The 24,617-nt window shown below is 73.7% G+C and carries 22 protein-coding genes; 10 read left to right on the top strand and 12 right to left on the bottom strand.

The genetic code is table 11. The features are described 5' to 3' along the window. The first annotated feature begins 19 nt into the window (after positions 1-19). A complete protein-coding gene (locus tag ACL02R_RS18320) occupies positions 20-373 on the top strand; it encodes a hypothetical protein (RefSeq protein ID WP_412798007.1) in 354 nt (117 codons plus the stop codon). Between the two features lie 81 nt (positions 374-454). Here the strand turns inward: ACL02R_RS18320 and ACL02R_RS18315 are convergent, their stop codons facing one another. Genes ACL02R_RS18315 through ACL02R_RS18300 form a run of 4 tightly spaced genes read right to left on the bottom strand, consistent with a single transcriptional unit; the run spans position 455 to position 5,433 of the window. Next, positions 455-2,254, bottom strand: coding sequence for a DUF2264 domain-containing protein (locus ACL02R_RS18315; protein WP_412798006.1), 1,800 nt, complete (start codon positions 2,252-2,254; stop codon positions 455-457). Further along, the gene (locus ACL02R_RS18310) at positions 2,251-3,165 is read right to left on the bottom strand and encodes a carbohydrate ABC transporter permease (protein ID WP_412798005.1); all 915 of its coding nucleotides are present in this window, start codon (positions 3,163-3,165) and stop codon (positions 2,251-2,253) included. Before ACL02R_RS18310 ends, ACL02R_RS18315 begins: the two co-directional genes overlap by 4 nt. Further along, positions 3,162-4,106: a carbohydrate ABC transporter permease gene (locus tag ACL02R_RS18305; RefSeq protein WP_412798004.1), complete on the bottom strand. Its 945-nt coding sequence runs from the start codon at positions 4,104-4,106 to the stop codon at positions 3,162-3,164. Before ACL02R_RS18305 ends, ACL02R_RS18310 begins: the two co-directional genes overlap by 4 nt. A 43-nt stretch (positions 4,107-4,149) precedes the next feature. Further along, on the bottom strand, positions 4,150-5,433 hold the full coding sequence (locus ACL02R_RS18300) for an ABC transporter substrate-binding protein (RefSeq protein ID WP_412798003.1): 1,284 nt from the start codon (positions 5,431-5,433) through the stop codon (positions 4,150-4,152). A 162-nt stretch (positions 5,434-5,595) separates the two neighbouring features. Here ACL02R_RS18300 and ACL02R_RS18295 point away from each other — a divergent pair, with 162 nt between their 5' ends. Continuing rightward, positions 5,596-6,711, top strand: coding sequence for a substrate-binding domain-containing protein (locus ACL02R_RS18295; RefSeq protein WP_412798002.1), 1,116 nt, complete (start codon positions 5,596-5,598; stop codon positions 6,709-6,711). A gap of 214 nt (positions 6,712-6,925) precedes the next feature. On the opposite strand, the gene ACL02R_RS18290 is transcribed toward ACL02R_RS18295, so the two are convergent. Genes ACL02R_RS18290 through ACL02R_RS18280 form a run of 3 tightly spaced genes read right to left on the bottom strand, consistent with a single transcriptional unit; the run spans position 6,926 to position 11,678 of the window. Next, on the bottom strand, positions 6,926-7,486 hold the full coding sequence (locus ACL02R_RS18290) for a DinB family protein (protein ID WP_412798001.1): 561 nt from the start codon (positions 7,484-7,486) through the stop codon (positions 6,926-6,928). Between the two features lie 53 nt (positions 7,487-7,539). Then, positions 7,540-10,713, bottom strand: coding sequence for a CHAT domain-containing protein (locus ACL02R_RS18285; RefSeq protein WP_412798000.1), 3,174 nt, complete (start codon positions 10,711-10,713; stop codon positions 7,540-7,542). A gap of 2 nt (positions 10,714-10,715) precedes the next feature. Next, entirely contained in the window at positions 10,716-11,678 is a 963-nt protein-coding gene (locus ACL02R_RS18280; protein WP_412797999.1) for a hypothetical protein, read from the bottom strand. 189 nt (positions 11,679-11,867) lie between these two features. Here ACL02R_RS18280 and ACL02R_RS18275 point away from each other — a divergent pair, with 189 nt between their 5' ends. From ACL02R_RS18275 to ACL02R_RS18265, 3 genes are all read left to right on the top strand, one after another. Further along, positions 11,868-14,525 carry a tetratricopeptide repeat protein gene (locus ACL02R_RS18275; RefSeq protein WP_412797998.1) on the top strand — a complete coding sequence of 886 codons (2,658 nt, stop codon included), beginning with the start codon at positions 11,868-11,870 and terminating at the stop codon, positions 14,523-14,525. Between the two features lie 72 nt (positions 14,526-14,597). Then, entirely contained in the window at positions 14,598-14,765 is a 168-nt protein-coding gene (locus ACL02R_RS18270; protein WP_412797997.1) for an NAD(P)-binding domain-containing protein, read from the top strand. 33 nt (positions 14,766-14,798) lie between these two features. Continuing rightward, on the top strand, positions 14,799-15,227 hold the full coding sequence (locus tag ACL02R_RS18265; protein ID WP_412797996.1) for an NADPH-dependent F420 reductase: 429 nt from the start codon (positions 14,799-14,801) through the stop codon (positions 15,225-15,227). 4 nt (positions 15,228-15,231) lie between these two features. Here ACL02R_RS18265 and ACL02R_RS18260 read toward each other — a convergent pair whose 3' ends face one another. Both ACL02R_RS18260 and ACL02R_RS18255 read right to left on the bottom strand, forming a co-directional pair. After that, entirely contained in the window at positions 15,232-15,396 is a 165-nt protein-coding gene (locus ACL02R_RS18260; RefSeq protein WP_412797995.1) for a hypothetical protein, read from the bottom strand. A 20-nt stretch (positions 15,397-15,416) separates the two neighbouring features. After that, on the bottom strand, positions 15,417-16,718 hold the full coding sequence (locus ACL02R_RS18255; protein ID WP_412797994.1) for an erythromycin esterase family protein: 1,302 nt from the start codon (positions 16,716-16,718) through the stop codon (positions 15,417-15,419). A gap of 346 nt (positions 16,719-17,064) precedes the next feature. On the opposite strand from ACL02R_RS18255, the gene ACL02R_RS18250 reads away from it, so the two are divergent. Together ACL02R_RS18250 and ACL02R_RS18245 are read left to right on the top strand one after the other, a co-directional pair. Further along, a complete protein-coding gene (locus ACL02R_RS18250; RefSeq protein ID WP_412797993.1) occupies positions 17,065-17,430 on the top strand; it encodes a hypothetical protein in 366 nt (121 codons plus the stop codon). Continuing rightward, complete coding sequence (locus tag ACL02R_RS18245; protein ID WP_412797992.1) at positions 17,427-17,684, top strand: hypothetical protein; 258 nt, start codon at positions 17,427-17,429, stop codon at positions 17,682-17,684. Before ACL02R_RS18250 ends, ACL02R_RS18245 begins: the two co-directional genes overlap by 4 nt. A 78-nt stretch (positions 17,685-17,762) precedes the next feature. Here ACL02R_RS18245 and ACL02R_RS18240 read toward each other — a convergent pair whose 3' ends face one another. Then, a complete protein-coding gene (locus tag ACL02R_RS18240; RefSeq protein ID WP_412797991.1) occupies positions 17,763-18,197 on the bottom strand; it encodes an ATP-binding protein in 435 nt (144 codons plus the stop codon). A 146-nt stretch (positions 18,198-18,343) separates the two neighbouring features. Here ACL02R_RS18240 and ACL02R_RS18235 point away from each other — a divergent pair, with 146 nt between their 5' ends. Beyond that, positions 18,344-19,219 (top strand): helix-turn-helix domain-containing protein, encoded by an 876-nt coding sequence (locus tag ACL02R_RS18235; protein ID WP_412797990.1) that lies wholly within the window; start codon positions 18,344-18,346, stop codon positions 19,217-19,219. Positions 19,220-19,223: 4 nt separating this feature from the next. Then, a complete protein-coding gene (locus ACL02R_RS18230; RefSeq protein WP_412797989.1) occupies positions 19,224-19,412 on the top strand; it encodes a DUF397 domain-containing protein in 189 nt (62 codons plus the stop codon). Here the strand turns inward: ACL02R_RS18230 and ACL02R_RS18225 are convergent. Next, entirely contained in the window at positions 19,397-20,515 is a 1,119-nt protein-coding gene (locus ACL02R_RS18225; RefSeq protein WP_412797988.1) for an ADP-ribosylglycohydrolase family protein, read from the bottom strand. The genes ACL02R_RS18230 and ACL02R_RS18225 overlap by 16 nt on opposite strands. After that, positions 20,512-23,112 (bottom strand): bifunctional FO biosynthesis protein CofGH, encoded by a 2,601-nt coding sequence (locus tag ACL02R_RS18220; RefSeq protein WP_412797987.1) that lies wholly within the window; start codon positions 23,110-23,112, stop codon positions 20,512-20,514. The genes ACL02R_RS18225 and ACL02R_RS18220 overlap by 4 nt, the downstream gene beginning before the upstream one ends. Positions 23,113-23,185: 73 nt before the next feature. Between ACL02R_RS18220 and ACL02R_RS18215 the strand changes: the two genes are divergently transcribed. Continuing rightward, on the top strand, positions 23,186-24,610 hold the full coding sequence (locus ACL02R_RS18215) for a CehA/McbA family metallohydrolase (protein ID WP_412797986.1): 1,425 nt from the start codon (positions 23,186-23,188) through the stop codon (positions 24,608-24,610). The last annotated feature ends 7 nt before the right edge of the window (positions 24,611-24,617 follow it).

The raw sequence follows: 24,617 nt of genomic DNA, 5'->3' as shown, positions 1-24,617 counted from the left end.
CCGCAGAGGGAGGTGCCGGGTGTTCGACCATCAGCGGTCGGAGGCACGGGTGACTTCGGTCGCGCCGTGGGGAGTCCTGGTCGTGCTGGAGGACGGCACGGCGGGGCTCGTGGACAAGGCGAAGCTGCCCGCGTGGCGCAATGACGCGCCACTGCCGCAGCCGGGAGATTCCCTGTCCGTCGTCGTGCTGGACGCGACGCGTGATCCCGTGCGGGTCAGCGCGCTGCCGGAGGACGCCGCCCTGGCGGAGCGGGCGCGGGCGCTGGCGGGCGGTCTGGTGAACGAGGTGGTGCGGCTGCGGGAGGCGGATGTCCCGGCGCGGGTCCGCGAGGCGCGTGCGTGGGTGGCGCGGCACCGGGACGCGCTCGCCTGACGGCTGGGGCGGCACCGGCACGTGCCGCGCGTACGCGGGGAGGCGTGGCCGCGGGCACGTGCCGGTGATACCCCGGCTGCGCTATGCGGCGCCGGTGGGGAAGGTGTCGCTTTGGCCGTCAGGCCAGGTGACGGTGGCCGTGGGCGCGGTGGGGTGGAGCGCGAGGCGTGGTGCCGTGGGTAGCGTGCCGGGCGGGGTGGAGCCCAGGTACAGCGCGACGGCATGGGGGGCGCCGGCGGATGCGGCGGCCTCGTAGATGGGCGTCGCGCTGTGCGTGCCGTAGGGATTGACGTCCTGCGCGCGGTGCAGGGTGACCGTCGCGTTGAACGCCGGGTACAGCACGAGCAGTGCGCTGGTCAGCCCGTCCGCGCGGCGTGTCAGGCCGTGGTCGCCGGAGGGCTCGGCGGGTCCCGCGAGGGTGTGCCCGGGGATGCGGACCGGGTCCGAGCCCTTGGCGTGCACGACGCGGACCTCCCAGGGCCCGTTGACCGCCGAGGCGGTCGTGATGCCGCCGGAGCGGGACAGGGCGGTGCGGCCCGTGAGCGAGAGCGGCTCGACGGGGGTCTCGCGGTCCGGGTCGGGCCCGTCGTAGTCGGGCGCGGCGTGCGTGGAGTAGGCGCGGCGGCTGTAGACGTGGTGGTAGGGCGGGGTGTGGTCGGTGCCGTGGTTGGAGATGCGGACGACGCCGTCCGACGCCGTGCCTGAGACGAGCCAGCCGGGTACGGGCAGGGCGCGTGTGAAGTCGCCCCGCTCGACGGGTAGGTCCTGCTCCTGCGCGGACCACACGGGGTGGTCGGGTGGGAGGAGCAGCCCGGTGAAGCCCTTGCTGGCCCAGTAGGGCGAGGCGGGTCCCGAGTACGGCTGGCGCACAGGCTCGAAGCGGCGGTGCCAGCCGAGGGAGAGCAGCCCGTTCTCCTCGGTGGCGCCACGGTCCAGGAAGTGGCGCAGCATGCCGCTGGCCGCGCGGCGGGTGAGTCCCGGCGGCAGCGGGTTGGCGTCGAACAGCGCGCCGTTGAAGAACGGGGCGGCGGCGGCGAAGCGGTACGTCAGCGACCGCCCCTGGAACAGCGGCGCCCCGTCACCGCCGACGAGGTAGGGCGCGGCGTCCTGGAGGAACGCGCTGAGCCGTTCGCGGTAGCGGGCGGACAGCGCGGCGGTCTCGGGGGTGTCGCCGGTGATGCGGCAGTACCACAGCGGGTACAGGTGCATGGCCCAGGCGTTGTAGTGGTCGAAGTTCCGCTCGTCGCCGTCCGAGTACCAGCCGTCGCCCCGGTACCAGCCGTCGGTGGCGGCGACGGCGTGCTCGATGTCGGCGGTGGAGTACGGGGCGCCCACGGAGCGCAGGAACGCGGCGACGACCGCGCGGAACCACACCCAGTTGTTCTGCGGGACGTCGATGCCTGACATCTGGGAGAGCCAGGCGACGGCGCGTTCCCGTACGCCGTCGTCCAGGCGGTCCCACAGGACGGCGCGGGTCTCGTGCAGGGCGAGGGCGACGGAGGCGGCCTCGACGCGTGCCTGCCCGATCTCCTCGGGCGTGGGCCAGCGTTCGGGCGAGGCCGGGTCCGTGCCGGCGGCGATGCCGGTGGCGTACGGGGCGACGACCGGCTCGGGGTCGGCGGCGTGCGCGGCGCGGAAGGCGGCCAGGAGGAACGTGCGCGCGTACCCCTCCAGGCCGTCGCTCCAGCGCCCTGAGACGCTGGCCGGGCCCGGCAGGTCGATCAGGGAGCCGCTGGGCGTGGCGTACGGGCGCACCGCGGCGAGCATGCCGTCGGCGGCCCACTCCCAGTGGGCGCGGGTGTAGCCGGTGCGCGGGGAGAGCCGGTGGTCCTCGGGCGGGGCCGCGCTGTGGGGGAACGGGCTGTGGGGGGAGGTGCTCAACGTATGCCGCCTTCCGTCAGGCCCGCGCGCCAGCGGCGCTGGAGCGGGATGAACAGCAGGATGAGCGGGATGGTCGCGACGGCGGAGCCGACGACGACCATGCGCGTGTAGTCGGGGTTCTGCCCGTCGGCCGAGCTCCATGTGAACAGGCCCTGGCCGATGGTGAAGAGGTCGTTGTCGGTGATCATCACCAGGGGCAGGAAGAAGTTGTTCCAGATGGCGATGAACTGGAACAGGAAGATGGTGAGCGCGCCGGGGCCCATCAGGCGCAGGCCGACGGAGAAGAAGGTGCGCAGTTCGCCGGCGCCGTCGAGCCGGGCGGCCTCCAGCAGTTCGTCGGGTATGGCGCCGGAGGAGTAGGCGCGGGCGAGGTAGACGCCGAAGGGGTTGACCATCACCGGGATCAGGACGGACCAGTACGTGTCCGTCATGTGGATCTCGGACATCATCAGGTACAGGGGGACGACGATCGCGGTGTGCGGGATCAGCACGCCAGCGATGACGACGGCGTACCACTTCTCGCGGCCGGGGAACTGGAACTTGTCGAAGGCGTACCCGGCGGCGACCGACAGCAGCGTGGCGATGGCGGCGCCGCCCAGTGCGTATCCCGCAGTGTTGAGTATCCAGCGGGCGAAGACGCCGTCGTCCTGGCGGAAGAGGTCCGCGATGTTGTCGAAGACGTGGAATCCGGCGGAGGGCGAGAAGCCGTTGGCGCTGTACAGCTCGGGCAGTGTCTTGGTGACACCGAAGACGAGCCAGATCAGCGGCATCAGCGTGTAGATGGCGGCGATGGCGCACAGGATCGTGGCCGTGGAGCGGCGCAGCCACCAGGCGCGGCTGTGCTCCTCCGGCCGGGAGTCGCGGGGTGTGGCCTCCGGCGCGGGGCGCTCGGTGGTGAGGACGTCGGTCATCGGGCGCTCCTCCGGTTGGCGAACGTGGTGACGGCGAAGGAGAGGACTCCGGCGAGGACGGCGATCAGGACGGAGACGGTGGCGGCGTAGTGGTAGTCGTTGCTGTTGAAGGCGGACGAGTAGGCGAGCATGTTGGGCGTCCAGGTGCTGGTCACCGAGCTGTTGCCGGAGGCGGACATGATCTGCGGCTCGGTGAACAGCTGGAGGGAGCCGATGATGGTGAAGAGCGTCGCGACCATCACGGCGGGGAAGACCTGCGGCAGTTTGACGGACACGGCGGTGCGGATCTCGCCCGCGCCGTCGATGCGCGCGGCCTCGACGGTGGCCTTGGGGATGGCCTGGAGCGCGACGTAGATCAGCACGACGTTGAAGCCCAGTGACTGCCACACGGCGATGTTGACCAGCGAGCCGAGGACACCGCCGCCGTTGAGGAAGTCGGCCTGTATGCCGATCGCGTCCAGTGCGTCGACGATGGGGCTCAGGCCGGGGGTGTAGAGGTACACCCAGACGATCGCCGCGATCAGTCCGGGGACGATGTGCGGCAGGAAGAGGACCGTCTGGAAGAAGCGGCGCGCGGCCGTCATGGCGCTGTCGAGCAGCAGCGCGAAGAGGGCGGCGAGCGCGATGAGCAGCGGCACGTAGATCACGCCGTACAGCAGGACGCGGCCCGTGCCCTGGAGGAACTGCTCGTCGGTCAGCGCGCGCGTGTAGTTGTGCAGGCCCGCGAAGACGCGCTGCGGGCCGTCCCAGCCGATGCCCTCGTAGCGCTCGCGGAAGAAGCTGAGCCACAGCGCGTAGAGCATCGGGCCGATGTAGGTGAAGACGAACAGCGCGAAGAAGGGGCCGAGGAGCAGCAGTACGCCGCCCCGCCTGCCGCCGCGTCCCGTGGTGCCTCGCGCCGTCGCGCCGGTGCGGGCCTGGGTGCCGGTGATGGATGCCATGACTGTCCCTGTCGTTCCTCTCCGTCGGGCCGGGGTCGCCCCGTCAGCCCGTCACCTCGTAGCCGCGCTGGCGCATCTGGTCGAGCATGTCGTCGTGCCAGCGGCGCAGCGCGGCGGTCAGGCCGCCGGGTGAGCCGACGGTGGCGCCGGTGCGGTCGTTGAGGCGCTGGAAGCCGTTGGTCATGTCGGGACCCCACTCCCAGGAGGGGTCGATGCTGAGGGCCGCCTCGCGGGCGACGGCGGTGAGGTCCATGCCCTGGACGTACGGCATGGCCGCCTCGGTGGCCTCGCCCCAGGCGTCGGCGAGGCCGAGGTTCGCGGGGAAGGCGGTGGACATGGTGGCCGCGGCCGCGACGGCGTCGGGGGAGGTGGAGACCCAGCGGGCGAACTCCATGGCCTCGTCCGGGTGGGGCGAGCCGACGGGGAGTGTCATGACGGAGCCGCCGTAGTTCCCGGCGCGCGGCTGGCCGTCCCAGGTGGGCAGGGGGACGACGCCCCACTTGCCGGCCAGGTCGGGCACGAAGCGGGAGAGGTTGGCGGCGCTCCAGGGGGCGGCGAGCAGGGTGAGGGAGGTGCCGGCGTTGAGGTCGTTGATGTGCTTCTCGGCGTACGTCGGCTCGGCGTTGACCAGGCCGTCCTCGATCATGCCGTCCCAGTACTCGGTCATGCGGCGCGTGGCCTCGTCGTCCGTGTCGAGGTTCCAGGTGCCGGTGGAGGTGTCGAACCAGTGCGCGCCCGCCTGCCAGGCGAGGCTGGAGACGAGTCCGGCGTCGGCGGTGCTGAACGTGGTGATGGCCGCGTCCGGGTCCAGCTCCTTGAGCCGCTCGGCGGTGGCGCGGTACTCGTCCCAGGTGGCGGGCGGTTCCAGGCCGTACTCGTCGAAGAGGTCGGAGCGGTAGAACAGCACGGTGGGGGCGACGTCCTTCGGCAGGCCGTAGACCTCGTCGCCGAGCGCGGCCTGGCTCCAGGCCCACTGGGGGTACTGGTCGGCGAGGTCGGCGACGCCGTAGCGGGTGATGGGCTGGATGACGTTCTGCGTCACGAAGCCGGGCATCTGCGGATACTCGACCGTGGCGACGTCGGGGGCGCGGCCGGCCCGGACGGCGTTGAACATCTTCGAGTAGCCGCCGGACGTCCCCGCCGGGATCTGCTCGAAGTTGACCTGGATGTCGTCATGCGTGGCGTTGAAACGGTCCACGATCTCCTGTGAACCGGACACCCACGACCAGTAGGTGATCTCGGTCGGACCGTCGGCGCCACCGTCGGCCAGCCCGCAGGAGGCGAGCATCAGGACCGAAGCCGCCGCCGCGACAATGCGTCGGAGCACGAGGCACCTCTCCTTCGTTGGCGTTGTGCCCCAGCACACTGACCCAACTACGACAATCAGTCAATAGAAACGATCAGTTTCATCCATCAACATCCACGAGCAGCCATGAACATCAATGAACGTGCACTAAGCTTCACGCAGCATCGAGAGAGGACGCGGGACATGGCCGACATGCTCGTGGAACAACGCCAGGAGCTGCTGCTGCGCGAGCTGCACGCCACCGGTGCCGTACGCGTGGCCGAACTCGCCGAGCGCTTCGGTGTGTCCACGGGCACGATCCGCCGCGACCTCCAGGAGCTGGCCGACCTCGGCCGCCTCACCAAGGTGCGCGGCGGCGCCATCCCCGTCGAACGCGCGGCCCCCCCGCCGTCCCCCGCCGACGCCGAACCGGCCGCGCCCGCCGCCCCCGAGCCGGCGCCCCCGGCGGGCGACCGCACGCTCGGCCTGCTCGTGCCCTCCGCGACGTACTACTACCCGGGCGCCATCGCCGGGGTCCGCGAGGTCGCCGCCCGGCGCGGCGCGCGCGTCGTCATCGGCCTGACCGACACCGAACGGCCGCGCGACGTACCGCAGATCGAGGAGCTGTGCGACTCCGGCGTGGCCGGGCTGCTCGCCGCCACCACGGGCCCGCACCACGTGCCCGAGGCGACACTGGAGGCCCTGCGCGCGTGCGGACGCCCGTTCGTGCTGATGGAACGGCAGCCGCTCGACCCGTACGAGCCCTGCCAGTACGTGGTCACCGACCACCGCCAGGGCGCGTTCCTCGCCGTGAAGCACCTGCGGTCCCTCGGCCACGAACGGGTCGCGCTCTACATGACCCAGACTCCCACCGCGCCGCTGGTGCAGGAGGGCTGGGCGGACGCGGTCCGCGCGCTCGGCCTCGACCCGGCGGCGCCCGCCGTAGACGCCGGGTACAACCCGCTCGGTTCGGCGCGCGCGACGCGGCAGTACGACGCGTTCATCGACGCCTGCCTCGACGGGAAGGTGCGGGCCGCGCTGGTGCACTCCGACCACGACGCCGTGGAGATGCTCCAGCGGCTGCGCGCCCGCGGCCTGCGCTCACCCGAGGACCTGGCGCTGATCGCCTACGACGACGAGATAGCGGCGCTGGCGGAGGTGCCGCTCACCGCGGTCTCGCCGCTCAAGCGGCAACTGGGCGTGCTGGCCGCCGAGATGCTCTTGGACCAGCTCGACGCCGACCCGCCCGCGCCGCGCCGTGTGACGATCCAGCCCCGGCTGATCGTCCGGCGCTCGTGCGGAGGCGTGGCGGAGGAGTGACGCGTACGGTGACGACCCGTCAGCTGCCCGGCCCGTAGCCGGGATCGGGCTCGTGGCGCGGGGTCCACCAGGCCAGGACCCCGGCCAGGCCGAGCGCGAGCGCCACCACGACGCCGGGGCCGCGCACGTGCCCTTCGAAGCCGCCGTGCAGGCTGAACGCGGCCCATGGCGCGCCGAGGAGGCACCCCCTGCGGACGGACGCGGGCGGGCCGCGTCACTGGCCCACCCGGCCGTCGATGCACTCGCGCAGCAGGTCGGCGTGCCCGCAGTGGCGGGCGTACTCCTCGATGCGGTGCACCCACAGCCCCCGGGCGGAATCGCCGTCCCGGCACACCCGTGCGCCGAGGTCCGGATGCGCCGACAACGCCGCGTCGGTCGCGGCCTGTTCGCGGGCCAGGTCGGCGAACGCGCTTTCGACCAGCTCCTGTCGCGGGGCCGCGCCGCCGAAGTCGCCGTCCCGCGCGCCGTACAGCCTCGGCGCGGGCACCTCCGAGACGATCCAGCCGCGCCAGTCCCGCTCGACCTCGGCGAGATGGCGGACCAGTCCGAGCAGGGACATCGTGGACGGCGGCACCGACCGGCGCGCCATCTGCTCCGCGTCGAGCCCCTCGCACTTCAGCAGCAACGTCAGCCGGTAGTCTCGCAGGTACTCCCGCAGAGTCGCCAACTCGCCGTCCGGCGCCACCCCGTCACTGTCGCGGGGGTCCTCGTCGGGGTCCACCCACATGTCGGGGAAGACGCGCGCCCTGCTCCACCGTTCCGGCACCTCGGTCACACTCCGCAGCCTGGAAGACACCGGCGCGCTCCGCAAGGGATTTCCCGGCACGCTCACCGCTCCTGCACGCCCGTGTGGACGTGCGCCGCCCAGCGCGTCACCAGGCGCGGGGTGACCTCGCGCGCCGTGCGCACCGCCTCGTGCAGCGCGAGCGCCGTGTCGCCGTGCGCCCGGCGCGCGGTGTAGAAGTCACGCGCCAGCCGGTCCGCCGCGCTGTCCTGCACCTGCCACAGCGTCGCGACGGCGTGCCGGAACCCGGCCAGCCGGAACGCCGACCCCAGGTGCACCGCCTCGTCCGCCAGGTCGTCCGTCCCCAGCCCGGTGGAGCAGGCCGACAGGAACGCCAGCTCCGCGTCCCGCACCCGCAGCCGGTGGATGTCGCTGATGAGCAACGGCCCGTCGTCCAGCACAAGATGGCCCACGGCCGGACGCGCCGGGTCGAGGTGCGCGTGGCAGGCGAAGTGCGCCAGACCGCCCGCGCGCAGAAGGGAGAGGACCCGTTCGCGCGTCGCCTCCCTGCCCGTCAGCACCCGCCCGCCGATCTCGCCGGTGACAAACGCGGCCTCCGCCAGCGCGCCCGGCAGCGGGCGCGCCCCCGGCGCCTCCGGCACGGCCACCACCAGCGCCGGGAGCCACGTGCCGTCCGCCGCGCGCGGCACGGCGCGGGCGGCGCGGATCGTCGGCGTGTACGAGGACACCACGCGGTCGAGGACGGCGCGGTCGCCGTCGTGGTGCCCGGCGGCGTGCAGCGGCAGCGCGGCGAGCGCGCCGGTGGGCGACCACCACACGCGCGGCCAGGGCGTCCCGTCCGGCGGCGGCGCCGCGTACCCGAGGGCGTCGAGCACCGGCCCGGCCACCGTGTCCCACAGCCAGGCGAGCGTGTCGCGCAGGGACTCCTGCGCCTCCACGCGCGCCGGGCGGCGGACGGCGGGGTCGTGCGCGGCGGCCGTGTCGCGGGCGAAGCGGCGGGCGCGGTCGTCGAGTTCGGCGGGGCGCAGGGCGGTGAGGGGGACGACGCGGAGGCCGGTGGCGTCGAGGACGAGCGCGTCGCAGCGGTGCTCGCTCACGTTGACGGTGACGACGGGCCCGGCCGTCGTGTGCGCGGCGAGCCGGTCGGCGGTGGGCGGGCGCAGGAAGTCGGCGAAGCCGGGCAGGGCGCGGACGCGGGCGACGGCGTTGCGCCGCTCGGCGCCGAGGCGGTGGCGGCGGTCGGGGTCGTCGAGGCGGGAGTTGAGCGCGTCGCGGACCCGTTCGAGCGTGTCGGCCAGGCCGGGGGCGACGGCGCGCAGGTCGGTGGTCTCGCGGTCGAGTTCGAGTGCGGTGGTGAGGAGGATGGCGCGGCCGTGTTCGAGGAGTTCGAGTGCGCGCGCGTCCTGTCCTGCGTGGAGGGCGGCGGCGGCCGCGTCGCGCGTGACCTGGAGGCGGCCGGAGAGCAGCTCGGCCCGGTCGGCGGCGCGCAGGTGCGCCGGGGCCAGCTCGGGGAGCACGGCGACGGCCCGCGCGTACCCCTCCGCCGCCGTCGCCCAGTCCCCGGCGCTCGCGGCCCACTTGCCCCAGTTCCGGCCGGCGCTCAGGCGCAGTTCCGGCTCGGCCTCCTCGGTGGCGGTGAGCGCCCGGAGGGTGGCGACGGCTTCGGGGAGCAGGCCCGGTTCTCCGTGGTCGGTGGCCCGTTCGCCGAGGATGAGCCCCAGGTTGAGGAGGGCGGCGCAGCGGGTGCCGGGCCTGGCGGTGCCCTCGGCGGCGGTGCGGTACGTGTCGGTGATCTCGGCGAGGAGGTCGCGGTCGCCGGTGAGCAGGTGGCGTTCCTTCAGGGCGGCGCCGGTGTTGATGAGGATGTTGGTGCGGGCGGCCGGGGTGGACGGCAGGGCGGCGGCCGCGCGGAGCAGGGCGGTGGCCTCGTCGAGTTCGGGGGTGTCGGTGACGGCCGTGCCGGTGGCGGCGCGGTGGCGGTGCAGGTGGAGGAGCGCGACGGCCAGGTCGTCCAGGTGGTCGGCCGTGGGGCCTTCCGGGACGGTGTCGCGCAGGAGCCGTACGGCTTCGGTGAGATGGGCGGCGTGCGGGTCGTACGCGTAACGGGTCAGGAGGGCGCGGCCGAGCGCGCCCGCGACGCGGCGGCGGGTCGCCTCGTCCGCGGCCGTCGCCGTCGCCTCGCGGGCGGCGGCCAGCGCCTCGTCGGCGGCGGCGCGGTCGGACGTGCGCTGGTGGCGCCGCAGCAGCATCTCGCTCAGCTCGGCCAGCCGCCGCGCGCGGTCCGCGTGCCCGAGCAGCCCGGACACGCGGACGGCCGAACGGACGGCGGTGATCGCGGAGTCGAGGGCGTCGTCGTCGGGGGCGGCGAGATAGCGGGCGTAGTGGGCGCGGGCGAGGAGGCTCCAGCGCTCGGGGACGCTGAAGTGGTCAGGGGGGAGTGCGTCGATCGCCGCGCGGAGGAGGACGATCGCCTCGTCCAGGTCGGCGGGGTCGTCGTCGCGCTGACCGCGCAGGGAGAGGGCGTGGCCGAGGAGACGGTCCACCTGGACGGGGTCGGCGTGCGCGCCGGACGGCGGGGCCAGGGACCGCAGGAGGGCAACGGCACGGTCGAGATCGGCGGGCCGCGGGGTGCCGTGGTCCTGCCGCATGACCAGGGCCGAGCAGAGCAGGAGGGACGCGATCCCGTGCTCGGGCGTGTACGCGGTGAGCGCGGCCATGGCGTGGTCGAGCGTGTCGGCGGCGTGGTCGAGGACGGTGCGCGGGTCGCGGCCGGGCGGGGACACCGGGAGGGGGAGGGAGCCGCGTTCCGCCTCGGGGATGCCCTGGGCCGCGACGTCCGCCATCGCCTGGCCCGCCACAGCCGCCGCGCGGCGGGGGTCGCGGCGGGCCTCGGGGGTGCGGTCGAACAACGCGGCGACGGGCGGGGGCAGTTCGCCGCGCGACCTGCCGCGGCGCGACGTGTCGAAGAGGCAGAGCTGGCTGAGGGCCGCCTCGTACGGGGTGGCGGCACGCTCGTGCTCGCCGCGCGCGGTCAGCGCCTCGAACTGGCACCAGTGCAGGCGGCCGACGGCGAGCACGTACGCCTCGCCGGTGGCGCCGAGGCCGCCGCGGCCGGGTAGTTCCCTGATCAGGCGGGACGCTTCGAGGTCGGCGTCGACGGTGAGGACGGCGTCGGCGTCGCGGGCGCGTTCCCAGGCGTCGGCGCGCGCCCGGACGGCGGCGAGGAGGGGCGAGACCGTCTCGTGGCGGCGGAACACCGTCAGCCCCTCGACAAGCCGATGGCCTTGAGCACTTCCAGGAAGCGGGGGGTGATCTTGAGGACGTGGGGGTCGTCCTTCGTCCCGCTGTGGGGCGCTCCCGGTCCCAGGGTGGGCAGGGAGATGGGTTCGAGGACGCCGTCCGACCACCACAACAGGTCGGTGGTCAGGCGCCGTTCCTCGCCGCCGGGGCGGGCGAGCAGCTCGCGCCCGGCGGCCTGGAGGTAGGGGCCGCGGACGAAGAGGTCGGGGCCGGTGATGGCCCAGTACAGCAGGACGTCCGTGCGGGGCACGGAGACCAGGGCGCCGTGCGGGGCGCCGCCCGTCAGCTCGTCCATCCGCAGGAGGTGGGACGCGGTCCACTCCCCCGTGCCGGTGAGGACGCGGCAGCCGGAGCCGGGCTCGCCGAACTCGTTGTTCTGGCACGGCTCGCGGTGCAGGTTGTGCGTGGTGAGGGCCCACAGCTCGTCCGGGGAGACGTCCCAGTGGGCGAGATGCGCGGTCTCGACGGTGAAGTTGCCCCCGTCGGTGACGAGGCAGGGGACGGCGGTCAGGCCGCCGCCGAGGTCACGGGCGGTGCCGCCGGCGGCGGTGCCCGCGGGCTCGACGCGCGGCAGGAGGCGGTGGCGGACGGCGTCGAACGGGCCGTCGAGCAGGCGCAGTCCCTCGGCCACGGCAGCGTTGCGCCGCTGGAAGACCTCGGCGAGCGCGGCGGGCCACAGGGCGCGCGGGTGGTCGCGTAACTCCTGCGCGAGCGGCGCCAGTTCGGTCATGTACGGCTGCCCCTCGCGGGTGTACCCGCGGGCGTACGGCCGGCCGTCCTCGACGCGGACGCCGTCACCGCGCTCGTCCCTGACCGACTCCTCCACCAGCGCGCGGAACGCGTCCCACTCGTCCGGGCTGAACCACGCACACCACCCGGGCACGGCGGAAGTCCGCCCGGCACGCCGTCGGAACAGGCTCATCCGGACAGGGTAAGTCGCCCGGCGCGCACGGGACATGGCTTTGCAGAATCACGGGGACGGGACTGTTTCCGAACCGGGACCGGGGCGCCCCGGCGGTCGGGTAGCTCGCCGGGGAGTGGTCGGTGGGTGCGCGTTCGGCGAGGGGTGGAGGGCGATATGGAGCCGCTGGCGGCCGGAGATCCCGTACGCGTGGGTGATTTCGTGTTGCGCGGCCGCCTCGGCGCCGGGGGGATGGGGAAGGTGTTCCTCGGCCGGTCGCCGGGCGGGCGGGCGGTGGCGGTGAAGGTCGTCCACCCGCACCTGGGACAGCAGGCGGAGTTCCGGCGCCGCTTCCGCCTGGAGGTGTCCGCCGCGCGGGCGGTCGGCGGGGCGTTCACGGCGGCGGTGGTGGCGGCGGGGCCCGAGGACGACACGCCGTGGGTCGCGACGGTCCACGTCCCGGGGCCGACGCTGGCCGAGGCCGTGAGCGCGGCCGGGGCGCTGCCGGAACGCTCGCTGTGGCCGCTGGCGGCCGGGCTGGTCGAGGCGTTGCAGGCCATCCACGCCGAGGGCCTGCTGCACCGCGACCTCAAGCCGTCGAACGTGCTGCTGGCGGCGGACGGGCCGCGCGTCATCGACTTCGGGATCGCCCGCGCGATGGACGCCACGGCGCTGACCGAGACCGGCGTCACGATCGGCACGCCCGGGTTCATGGCCCCTGAGCAGGCCGAGGGCGGCCAGGTGGGCACGGCGAGCGACGTCTTCTCCCTCGGCGCCGTCCTCGCGTACGCCGCGTCCGGTGCCGAACCGTTCGGCCAGGGCCCGCCGTTGGCGATCCTGCACCGCGTCGTCACGGGTGCGCCGCGGCTCGACGGGCTGCCGGAGGCGGTGCGCGCCGTGGTCGCCGCGTGCATGGCCAAGGCCCCGGCCGACCGGCCCACGACGGCGCGGCTCCTCGACCTGATCACCGCCCACTGGGACCCGCCGCTCGACTTCCCCACCGCCCAGCCGTGGCCGCAGGCCGTGACGACGCTGATCGACGCGCACGCCGCCCCCACCGCGGCGGCGCCCGCGCCGGAGCAGGAGCCTGACGCCCGCGCCGCGGCGGCGCGCCTGGTCACCGAACGGGAACGCCTGCTCGGCCCCGACCACCCCGACACCCTCGACGCCCGCAGCCGCCACGCGAGCGCGGTCGGCGAGGCAGGGGACCACGCGGAGTCGGCACGCCTGCACGCCGAGCTGGTCACCGCCCGGACCCGTGTCCTCGGCCCCGGCCACATCCACACCCTGCTGTCGCGCCACCACCACGCCTGGGAAGTCGGCGAGGCGGGCGCACACGCCGAAGCCGCCCGCCTGTACGCCGGACTGGCCACCGACTCGGCACGCGCCCTGGGGCCCGACCACCCCGACACGCTGAGCGCCCGTTCCGTCCGCGCCTCCCACCTCGGCAGGACGGGGGAGCACGCGGAGGCCGCCCGGCTGCTGGCCGAGGTCGCGGCCGACCGGACACGCGTCCTCGGCCCCGACCACCCCGAGACCTTGCACACCCGCCGCAACCACGCGGGCGAACTCGGCGAGGCGGGCGGCGCGGTGGACGCCGCCCGCCTGTACGCCGAGCTGGCGCGCGACTACGCCCGCGTCCTCGGCCCCGACCACCCGGAGACGCTCAACGCGCAGGCGAGCCACACGCGTTACCTCGGGAAGGCGGGCGAGCACGCGGAGATGGACCGGGTGTGGGCCGACCTGGTGCGGGACCACGAGCGTGTCTTCGGCCCCGACCATCCCACGACCCTTGCGGTGCGGCACAACCACGCCCGCTTCGTCGGCGAGAACGGGGACCACCGCGAGTCGGCACGCCTGCACGCCGAAGTCGCCGCCGCACGCGCCCGCGTCCTGGGACCGGACCACCCGGACACCCTCTACGCGCGCGACTTCCACGCCTGGGAGCTCGGCGAGTCGGGCGAACACGCCGAAGCCGCCCGGCTGATGGGCGAACTGGCACCCGACTACGCCCGCGTCCTCGGCCCCGACCACCGCGACACCCTCAACGCCCGCAACCACCAGGCGCGTTACCTCGGCCTGGCGGGCCAGAACGCGGAGGCCGCCCGGCTGTGGGCGGAAGTGCTCCCCGACTACGCAGGCGCTCTCGGACCCGACCACCCCGAGACGCTAAACGCCCGGCATCAGCACGCCCGCTTCGTCGGAGGAACGGGGGACCGCCGCGAGTCGGCGCGGCTGCACGCCTCGGTGGCCGCCGACCGTGCGCGCGTCCTGGGAGCGGACCACCCCGACACGCTCAATGCGCGCGACTTCCACGCCTGGGACCTCGGCGAGTCGGGCGAACACGCCGAAGCCGCCCGGCTGATGGGCGAACTGGCACCCGACTACGCCCGCGTCCTCGGCCCCGACCACCGCGACACTCTCAACGCCCGCAACCACCACGCCCGCTTCCTCGGCAAGGCGGGCGAGCGCGCGGAAGCCGCCCGGTTGTGGGCGGAACTGCTCCCCGACTACGCGCGCGTCCTCGGCCCAGAGCACCCCGAGACGCTCACCGTCCGGCACAACCACGCCCGTTTCGTCGCCGAGAAGGGGGACCACCGCGAGTCGGCACGCCTGCACGCCGAAGTCGCCGCCGCACGCGCCCGCGTCCTGGACCCGGACCACCCCGACACCCTCTACGCCCGCGACTTCCACGCCTACGAGCTCGGCGAATCCGGTGAACACGCCGAAGCGGCGCGCCTGATGGCCGAGGTCGCACGGGACTACGCCCGCGTCCTCGGTCCCGACCACCGCGACACCCTCAACGCCCGCAACCACCACGCCCGTTACCTCGGCAAGGCCGCCCAGTCACGCCCCCGCCCGACGTAGGCCGGATGGGGTAGCGGGGGGCGCGACCGCGGCCCGACGCGCCGCGGTCCGGCGGCACCTAGCGTCGGACCCATGGAGATCGCTGTCATAGGAACGGGCAATGTCGGACGCGCCCTCGCCGGGGCGTGGGCGCGGGCGGGCCACGGGGTGGTCCTCGGGTCGCGGCGGCCGGAGGACCCGGAGCTGCGCGGCGGGCCCCTGCCGGTACGGCACGTGGCCGCGGCCGTCGCCGACGCCTAGGTGGTCGTCAACGCGACGCCTGGCACCCCGTCCGTGGCGCTGCTCTCCTCGGTCGGCGCGGACGCGCTGGCGGGGAAGGTGCTGCTGGACGTCGCGGTGGGCTTCGGCGAGGACTGGTCGCTGTCGCATCCGGTGGAGAGCATGGGCGAGGAGATCCAGCGGACGTTCCCGGCGCTGCGTGTGGTGAAGACGCTGTGCACCGTGGACTCGTCGGTGATGGTCGCGCCGGGCTCGCTCGAAGGCCCGAGCACGCTCTTCCTGTCGGGCGACGACGCGGCGGCGAAGCGTACGGTGGCCGCGCTGCTGCGCGACCTGGGCTGGCCCGCCGACTCGTTGCACGACCTGGGCGGGATCGCGACCGCCCGGGGCCAGGAACACTTCGCGCTGCTCTTCATCGGCATCGCCCAGTCCCTCGGCACCCACGGCTTCAACATCCGCGTGGTCCCCCCGGCGGGGAACTGACCGCTCAGCGCCGGCGTCGGAGGGCCACCAGGGCGGCGGCCGCGACGACGGCCGCGCAGCCGCAGGCGAGCGCGGGGAACGTGCCGCCTCCGCGCAGGGACAGCGCGGCGTTCGCCAGGGCACCGGCCACCAGGACGGTCCACAGGAACAGGCGGATCAGGACGGACATGGGGCGGCTCCTCTGCCGGTTCACGTCAGGGGGCGGGCGCCGTGCAGGCGGCCGAGGTGGATGAGGCTGTCATGCCCCTCGGCGAGGACGTACTGCCGGTAGGGGTCGTCGGGGTGTCCGATGTCCCGGGTGGGGCGCGGGGTGGCGAGCCACGTACGGGCGGGGGCGGGGACCGTGCGCGGGTCCAGCGCGAAGTCGCGGTGCCCGGCGAGGCGGGCGGCCCGTTCGAGGGTCTCCTCACTGCTCCCCCGTTGCGGGGGCGGGAAGGACGTCGTGGCCCAGCCGCCGCCGGGGCCGGTGTCCACGCGTTCGCCGTGGCCGAACGTCGTGCCGATGGCGAGGTAGTCGCGGCCGAGCCGTTCCCGGAGGAACGCGCCCTGCGTCGTCGGGTAGTAGTCGGGGTCGTAAGTGGCGTACGCGGTGTGGCCGTTGTGCGCGGAGACGAGCACCTTGCCGCCGACGTGGCGGTGCCACCAGGCGACGTTGTGGGCCATCAGCGCGTCGCGGCGGCGCAGGGCCTGCCGGTGCTGTGCGTGGTCGGTGAAGTCGGTGGCAAGCAGGGCGGTGGTCTCGGCGATGTTCCAGGCGTGCTGGGCGGCCCAGGCGTACGGGGTGGCGGCGGGCCGGCCGGGCGCGGGGAGGCGTTCGGCGGCGCGGCGTGCGAGGCCCGCGAGCCGTTCGCGGTCCGCCGGGGGCAGCGCGGCGAAGTCGGCCGCGGTCGGCCGGGCGCGCAGCTCGCGGTAGCAGTCCTCGAACTCCGGCAGGGCGTGCGGGCGGTGGCGGCCCACGTACGCCAGGACGCCGTCGAACAGCGCCTCGCCCAGGCGGGGCTGTGACAGGTCGGCGCCCACGAACCGTACGGGACGCCGTTCATTCCGCCGGTTGTGCTCGCGCATCCACCGGAACAGCGCCAGATACTCCTCGACGTGCCAGGGCCATGCCCCGCCGCCGAACTCGTCGTCCATGATGCGGCGCGGATCGCCGCTCCCCGTGCGTACGTACGCGTCGAGGCGCAGGCCCACGCTCCAGCTGACCTCAAGCGCGAAGGCCGTGAATCCCTTCTCCGCCACGAGGTGACGGAAGACGCGATGCTTCAGCTCGTACAACTCGTGGGCGCCGTGGACGACTTCGCCGAGGCCGACCACGGGCGCGTCCCCGATCGCCCGGCCCAGCGGCCTCAGGTCGTCCAAGGGACGGGCGGCGCGCGCGAGGGCACGCGTCACATCGGCGTCCCGAGCACGGGCGGCGGGCGCGAGGGGCAGCGCCGTCAGGGCGGGCAGGGCGAACGCGGCGAGCGCGGCGCGTCGTGTCAGGGGGGTCATGCGGCCGTCCGGTGTGCTGGTATCTCATGTTCTCGGTGCGGGACCCACACTCCCCGCCACGACCACCACGAACCATCCAGCCGCCCGCCCGATCAGCACTACAGCAGGCTGTACCCCCTCACATGAGGTCGAGGGGTTCCGTGCCCCGCTGTTCGGTGCGCGGGCCGGTGACCTCGATCCGCAACGTCTCGCCGGTGCACCTCAGATGCACCCGGAACATGCGTCCGGACACCCGGCCGTGAGTACCGCGTCGACGGCACTCCGGTGTCCACCGCACAGTCGCTGCGCGATCACATGAACGCTTACAGTGATCGACGTGCCGGTTGCGACGTCGAGAGGACAAACCGTGGGCACTGATGCTGCCGAGGGCGAGGGTCGGCCGACACGGTCACCTCACCGGCTGGACGAGGACGAGGGGCCGCAGAGCATCGCGGAGTTAAAGGCGGCGCTCGCGCCGTGGCCCGGGGACGTGGACGCGTTCAGCGCGCGGCTGGAGACTGTTGCGTTCCCTGCGATCGGCGAGCTGATCGCGGAGTACCGGACGCTGTGGCTGGCACGCGTCCACCCCGCGCTGCGGCAGGCCGCGCGGGAGAGCGAGGACGCGACGACGCCGGTGAGTCCGTGGGACGAAGTCATGGCCGACTATGACGAGGACTTCGCCCTGCGCCCCGACGCCGCCGTGCGCGACGATCCGGGCCGGAGGACGCCGTGAGCTACAAAGTCGTCGTCCTGGACGACGCCCGCCGTGGCATGGCGAGCCTGACACCGCCCCGGCGCAAGGCCGTCAACGAGGCCGTACGCGGCGTCCTCACCGCCCGCCCGCTCGATGTCGGCGAGATCTTCGAGGGGAAGGGCCCGACCGCGCTGCGCCGCCTCGTCCTCTCCCAGGCCGGAGTCTCCATCAGCTACCGCGTCTTCCCCGACCGCGTGGAGGTGCGCATCGTCTGGCTCATCGGGCATCCCTGAGTCCACACGGCAATCGCCGAGGCGAGGCGGGTACGCACCCGTCCTCGCCGTCGAGCACCTGTGCGGCGGCCCATGCCCTTACTGCCGCTGCTTGAGGTCGATCTCGGCCCAGACGGTCTTGCCGACGACGAGGGGTTCCGTGCCCCAGCGGGAGCAGAGGCCGCCGACGAGGAGGAGGCCGCGTCCGTACTCCTGGTCGTCGGCGGGCTGGCGCTGCTCGGGGAGGCGTTCGGTGCGCGGGTCGGTGACCTCGATGCGCAACGTCTCGTCGCTGCGCAGCAGATGCACCCGGAACATGCGTCCGGACACCCGGCCGTGGAAGATCGCGTTGCCCGCCAGCTCACTGACGATGAGCGCGGCATCCCCCGCGACCTCGGGCAACCCCCACTCCTCCCCCACAAGCCGCGCCGTCCGCACCCGGGCCAGCCGCACACTGCGCGGCAACGGCGTGTAGGTGAGGCGGTCTTCGTGGAGGACGCCGTTGGGCTCGGGCACGGAAGAGGGCACGTTCATGCGATCACACCTTCGCACTCGTGGTGATTCACTGAGCACCGACCGTAGAGCACCAAAGAACTCGGAGACAATCGTCTCGGAGAATTTAGTCTCCAAAGAGTGAACCGGTTAGACGCGATGGGACGTCAGGTCGGAGACTGGGCGTCGTGAGCAACAGCGCATACCTCGGCAACCGCGTCTCGACCGTCCTGGGCCGCAGGCTCGGCAGTGACCTGTCGCGCCTACGGGACGCGGCCGGGATGACGCAGGCGCAAGCCGCCGCCGTGCTCGATGCGACGGCTACGAAGATCGTCAAAATGGAGCACGGCTGGGTCCCGATGCGCGAGCCGGATCTGCGGGCTCTGTGCGACGCCTACCGCGTCTCGGACCCTCAGATCGTGGATCGGCTACTCGCCCTGGCTCGCATTGACCGCGATCGACGCAAGACCAAAGGTTGGTGGTCCAGGGCTACTTGGTCGTCGGTACTGAAGGAGTACCTGGCGATGGAGGAGGTCGCCACGCGACTGCGGTGCATGCAACTGACTGTGATCCCAGGACTGCTTCAGACCCCCGATTACGTACAGGGGCTGTTCCTGGGCAACACGGACTACGTACCCGTGGAGTTTGAGGAAGCCGTCAACATCCGCTTGAAGCGGCAGCAACGCCTGTACGGAGACGACCCGCTGAAGGTACAGGCGATCATCTGGGAAGGGGCTCTGCGACAGCTCATCGGCAGTCCCGAAACCATGCGCCATCAGTTGGGGCACCTGATCGACATGGCGGACCACCCGAGCCTTCGCCTTCAGGTCCTCCCGTTCAATGCTGGCGCCATTGGTTGCCCGAGCAGGGCGTACACCATCCTCACGTTCGACCCGTCCGAGACGGTCGATGTCGTTTACGAGGACGGAGTCAACGAGGCTTTCGTGGCCGAGAACGAGGAAGAGAGCAGGATCTACGACCGTCATTTCCAGCGCATGGCCGGGGCTAGTCTGGACACGGTTCAGTCGCGACGGCTGATCGAGAAGGTACGTAAGGAGCTATGACCCGATGCCCGAGAGCACCTTCATCAAGTCCAGCTACAGCCAAGCCGCCACTGAGTGCGTCGAAGTGGCGGCTGGCGTTCTGGCTAGTGTGATGGTCCGGGATTCGAAGGATGTTGACGCGGGGCTCGTGCGCATCCCGGCGGAGGCGTGGGGGGCGTTCCTCGGGCGGGTGAAGGGTCAGCCCCTCGGGTAGCGGTCCAGCCAGGCCGGGGAGGAGTCGGCGGGGGTGTGCAGGGCTTGGCCCTGTGTCATCTCCATCGCGAAGTCGTCGGCCAGTTCCAGGATCGTCGGGCGGCCCTCCAGCTCGGCCAGCCATGCGGGTGGGAGGGCCGTTTCGCCGTGGAGGGCGCCGAGGAGGTTGCCGCAGATCGAGCCGGTGGAGTCGGAGTCGCCGCCGTGGTTGACGGCGAGCAGCAGGCCGTGGGCCATGTCCTCCGCGACCAGCGCGCAGTACACCCCCATCGCCAGGGCCTCCTCCGCCACCCAGCCCTCCCCCAGCGACTCGACGCGTTCGGCCGAGGGGAGGCCCTGGCGTACCGCGCCGAGGGCCTGTTTCAGGGCGGCCGTCGTCTCCTGGTGGTCGGGGCGCGCCGCCAGCAGGACGAGGGCCTTCTGCACGGCCGTGTCCAGGTCGTCGCCCAGCACCACCGCGTGCACGATCGCGGCGAACGCCCCGGCGGCGAGCTGGCCGGTGGGGTGGCCGTGGGTCTGGGCGGCGCATTCGACGGACAGTTGGAAGACGAGCGGCGCGTCCCAGCCGACCAGCAGGCCGAACGGCGCCGACCGCATCACCGTGCCGCAGCCCTTGGAGTCGGGGTTCTTCGGCCGCTCCACCGTCCCCATCACGGCGTCGCCGAGGCCGACGAGGCACGCGTTCCCGGGGGCGCGGCGCGCGTACAGCCACTCCTGGCGGGCGAGCCAGCCGTCGTGGGGGCGGCGTTCGTCGGGGCCCCAGTCGCGCTGCGTCTGGTACCAGCGGCGGTAGGCGGCGTGCAGGTCGGTCGGCGGGTGCCAGGCGCCGGTGTCGCGGCGTACGTGCGCCCGTATGAGCCCGTCCACCGTGAAGAGCGTCATCTGCGTGTCGTCGGTGACGGCGCCGCGCCGCCCGTACGCGGGCACGTAGTCCGTCACCCCGGCGGGCCCGTGCGCCGCGCGGATGGCCTCCAGGGAGTCGAACTCGATGCCCGCGCCCAGCGCGTCGCCGATCGCCCCGCCCAGCAGGCAGCCCCGCACGCGGCTGCGGAAGTCCTGCTGGTCGGCGCGGCCCCACAGCCGCCCGGCCCCCGGGGTGCTCACGCGTCACCGCCCAGGACGGGCAGCAGCTTCGGCAGGCGGCCGTCCGCCTCGGCCGCGCGGGCGGCGCGCTCCGGGGCGACCTCGCCGTACGTGGTGGTGCGCAGGCGGGACGGGCGGCCCGCCGCGTCGGCTATCGCCCGCAGGTCGGCGACGGAGCGGTAGGACCCGTAGGAGGAGCCCGCCATGCGGGAGATGGTCTCCTCCATCAGCGTGCCGCCGAGGTCGTTGGCGCCGGAGCGGAGCATCTCGGCGGCGCCCTCGGTGCCGAGCTTCACCCAGCTGGTCTGGATGTTGGTGATGTGCGGGTGGAGCAGGAGGCGGGCCATGGCGGTGACGGCGCGGTTGTCGCGTGCGGTGGGGCCTGGGCGGGCGATGCCGGCCAGGTAGACGGGCGCGTTGGTGTGGACGAACGGGAGGGTGACGAACTCGGTGAAGCCCGCGACGCCCTTCTCCTCGTTCCGCCGCTGCATGTCCGCCAGGGTCCGCAGGTGCCCGAGCCAGTGGCGCGGCTGGTCCACGTGGCCGTACATCATGGTGGACGAGGAGCGGATGCCCAGTTCGTGCGCCGTACCGACGACGTCGATCCATGTGTCGGCGGGCAGCTTGCCCTTGGTGAGGACCCAGCGGACCTCGTCGTCCAGGATCTCGGCGGCGGTGCCGGGGATGGTGTCGAGGCCGGCGTCGCGGGCGGCCGTCAGCCAGTCGCGGACGGACATCCCGGTGCGCGTCGCGCCGTTGACGATCTCCATGGGCGAGAACGCGTGGACGTGGATGCCGGGGACGCGTTCCTTCACGGCGCGGGCGATGTCGAAGTAGGCGGTGCCGGGCAGGTCGGGGTGGATGCCGCCCTGCATGCAGACCTCGACGGCGCCGACGTCCCAGGCCTGCGCGGCGCGGTCGGCGACCTGGTCGAGGGAGAGGCTGTACGCGTCGGCGTCGGTGCGGCGCTGGGCGAAGGCGCAGAAGCGGCAGCCGGTGTAGCAGACGTTGGTGAAGTTGATGTTCCGCGTGACGATGTACGTGACGGTGTCGCCGACGACGGAACGGCGCAGGTCGTCGGCGACGCGGCACAGGGCGTCCAGCGCGGGCCCGTCCGCGTGGAGGAGGGCGAGGGCCTGGTCGTCGGTGAGGCGCGTGGGGTCGTCGGCGGCGACGGCGAGGGCCGCGCGTACGTCGGTGTCGATGCGCTCGGCGGCCTTGCCGGGGGCGGCCAGTTCGGCGAGGGCGGCCCAGTCGCCGTACACGTCGTCGAAGTCGTCGCGGCGGTCGGAGGTGCGGCCCTCGGTGTCGATGGTGCGGTGCAGGTCCGTGCGCCCGGCGGCGGTCAGCGGCTCGTCGGGCTCCTGCCAGGGCAGGCCGCGCGGCATCGCGCCGGGGCGGGCGAGCCCGGTGTCGGGGTCGGCGAGCGCGGTGACGTGCGGCAGCAGGCGGGGGTCGAGCCACGGTTCGCCGCGCTTGATGAACTCCGGGTAGATCGTGAGCCGTTCGCGCAGGTCGAAGCCGGCGGCGGCGGTGCGGGCGGCCAGGTCGTCGATCTGCGGCCAGGGGCGCTCGGGGTTGACGTGGTCGGGGGTGAGCGGGGAGACGCCGCCCCAGTCGTCGATGCCCGCGCGGACGATCAGCGCGTACTCCTCGTCCACCAGGTTCGGCGGGGCCTGGATGCGGGCGGCCGGGCCGAGCAGCAGGCGGGTGACGGCGATGGCGGCGGCCAGTTCCGACAGCTCGGCGTCCGGCATGGCGCGCATCGCCGTGTCCGGCTTGGCGCGGAAGTTCTGGACGATGACCTCCTGGATGCCCCGGTACGTGCGGGCGGCGGCGCGTATGGCGAAGACCGACTCGGCGCGCTCCTCGTACGTCTCGCCGATGCCGATCAGCAGGCCGGTGGTGAACGGCACGTTGGACCGCCCGGCGTCCTCCAGGACGCGCAGCCTGACGGCGGGCTCCTTGTCGGGCGAGCCGTGGTGCGGGCCGCCCGGCTCGGACCACAGGCGGGTCGCGGTGGTCTCCAGCATCATGCCCATGGACGGCGCGACGGGCTTGAGGCGCTGGAAGTCGAGCCAGGACATGACGCCCGGGTTGAGGTGCGGCAGGAGGCCGGTCTCCTCCAGCACGCGGACGGCCATGGCCCGTACGTACGCGAGCGTGTCGTCGTACCCCTCCGCCTCAAGCCACTCGCGCGCCTCGGGCCAGCGGTCCTCCGGCTTGTCCCCGAGGGTGAACAGCGCTTCCTTGCAGCCGAGCGCCGCGCCCTGCCGCGCGATGTCGAGCACCTCGTCGGGCGACAGGAACATGCCGTGGCCCGCGCGGCGCAGCTTCCCCGGAACGGTCACGAACGTGCAGTAGTGGCAGCGGTCGCGGCACAGCCTGGTCAGAGGGATGAACACCTTCTTTGAATAGGTGATCACCCCCGGCCGGCCCGCCGCTTCGAGGCCCGCGTCCCGCACCCGCGCCGCCGCGCCCGCGAGCCGTTCGAGGTCGGCGCCCCGCGCCTGGAGGAGGACGGCGGCCTCGGACACGTCGAGCGCGACCCCCGTCTCGGCCCGCCGGAGGGCGCGGCGCATCGCGTTGGCCGTGGGGACAGAGGGACTCGTAGTCATCCTCCGAGCATAGAAGCGGGCTGTGACATCCGGACACGGTGCCTCGGGCCGCGATCGCCGTTAGCCTCGCGTTGTGGATTTCGCAGGAGCGACCGGAGCGGGCAGCGAGACACGGACCGTGCGCGGGCATCTGCCTCCGGGGGCGCCGGACTTCGTGTACGTACCGGTGGAGGTGCCGCCGGGGGTGCGGCGGCTCACCGCCGCGTACCGGTACGACCGGCCCGAGGTGCCGCCGGGGACGTACGGGAACGGCCTCGACATCGGCCTGTTCGACGCGCGCGGCACCGGCCCCGAGGGGTTCCGCGGCTGGTCGGGCGGGGCGCGCGACACGTTCACGGTCGGCGCGGCGGGCGCGACCCCCGGCTACCTGCCGGGCCCGGTGGACGCCGGGACGTGGCACGTCGTCCTCGGCCCGTACACCGTCGCGCCCGGCGGCGTGGACTACGAGCTGACCGTCACGCTGGAGTACGGCCCGCCCGAGGACGCGCCCGCGCCGCCCGCGTACCCGCCGGAACGCGCCGCCGGGCGCGGCCGCGCCTGGTACCGCGGCGACTGCCACCTGCACACCGTGTACTCCGACGGCCGCCGCACCCCCGCCGAGGTCGCCGCCGCCGCACGGGCCGCCGGGCTCGACTTCCTCACCACCACCGAGCACAACTCCCCCTCGGGCCACGGCGCATGGGACGGCCTGTGGGGCGACGACCTGCTGATCCTGTGCGGCATCGAGGTGACGACGCGCAACGGGCACTGCCTCGCGCTCGGCGTCGAGCCCGGCACGTTCCTCGACTTCAGGCACCGCGCCCGCGACACGTCCTGGGCCGCGACCGCGCGGGACATCCGCGCGGCGGGCGGCGTCGTCGTCCCCGCGCACCCGCACGCCGCGTGCGTCGGCTGCTCCTGGCGCTTCGGCTTCGCGGACGCGGACGCCGTCGAGGTGTGGAACGGGCCGTGGACCCCCGACGACGAGGCCGCCCTCGCCACGTGGAGCGGCCTGCTGCACACCCGGGACGACGGCCGCTGGCTGCCCGCCATGGGCAACAGCGACAGCCACCGCGAGCCGCAGGTCATCGGCCTGCCGCAGACGGTCGTCCTGGCCGACGAGTTGAGCCGCCCGGCGATCCTGGCGGGCCTCGCGGCCGGGCGCAGCTACCTCGCCGAGTCGGCCGCCGTCACGCTCGCCCTCAGCGCGACGGACGCGACGGACGCGGCGGGCGCGACGGCCGGGATCGGCGAACGCCTCGCCACCGCGCCGGACGCGCCCGTGACCGTACGGCTCGACGTGACCGGCGTACCGGGCGGGACGGCGCGGCTCGTTACCGACCAGGGCGTAATCCTCGGTGTCCGGCTGCCCACCTCGGGTAGCGGTACGGTGATGTGGCACACAACGGCCGCGGCGACCGCACACGTACGGGCCGAGGTGCGGCACGGGGACGAACCGGCGGGGGCCATGGCCGGGATGACCAATCCCGTCTTCCTCCAAGGCGCCCCAGGCCGATAGACTTCCA

It is taken from the genome of Streptomyces sp. MS19 (assembly GCF_047200595.1).
Taxonomy (GTDB): domain Bacteria; phylum Actinomycetota; class Actinomycetes; order Streptomycetales; family Streptomycetaceae; genus Streptomyces.
The sequence above is the reverse complement of the archived record's forward strand: the minus strand, read 5'-3'. Positions and strand labels throughout refer to the sequence as shown.

What these genes read in the sequence shown, in the direction of transcription:
- ACL02R_RS18220 (WP_412797987.1), bottom strand. Translation starts at nt 23,112, where the DNA reads ATGACTACGAGTCCCTCTGTCCCCACGGCCAACGCGATGCGCCGCGCC.
- ACL02R_RS18280 (WP_412797999.1), bottom strand. Translation starts at nt 11,678, where the DNA reads ATGAGCCTGTTCCGACGGCGTGCCGGGCGGACTTCCGCCGTGCCCGGG.
- ACL02R_RS18295 (WP_412798002.1), top strand. Translation starts at nt 5,596, where the DNA reads ATGGCCGACATGCTCGTGGAACAACGCCAGGAGCTGCTGCTGCGCGAG.
- ACL02R_RS18270 (WP_412797997.1), top strand. Translation starts at nt 14,598, where the DNA reads ATGGAGATCGCTGTCATAGGAACGGGCAATGTCGGACGCGCCCTCGCC.
- ACL02R_RS18305 (WP_412798004.1), bottom strand. Translation starts at nt 4,106, where the DNA reads ATGGCATCCATCACCGGCACCCAGGCCCGCACCGGCGCGACGGCGCGA.
- ACL02R_RS18255 (WP_412797994.1), bottom strand. Translation starts at nt 16,718, where the DNA reads ATGACCCCCCTGACACGACGCGCCGCGCTCGCCGCGTTCGCCCTGCCC.
- ACL02R_RS18260 (WP_412797995.1), bottom strand. Translation starts at nt 15,396, where the DNA reads ATGTCCGTCCTGATCCGCCTGTTCCTGTGGACCGTCCTGGTGGCCGGT.
- ACL02R_RS18230 (WP_412797989.1), top strand. Translation starts at nt 19,224, where the DNA reads ATGCCCGAGAGCACCTTCATCAAGTCCAGCTACAGCCAAGCCGCCACT.
- ACL02R_RS18240 (WP_412797991.1), bottom strand. Translation starts at nt 18,197, where the DNA reads ATGAACGTGCCCTCTTCCGTGCCCGAGCCCAACGGCGTCCTCCACGAA.
- ACL02R_RS18310 (WP_412798005.1), bottom strand. Translation starts at nt 3,165, where the DNA reads ATGACCGACGTCCTCACCACCGAGCGCCCCGCGCCGGAGGCCACACCC.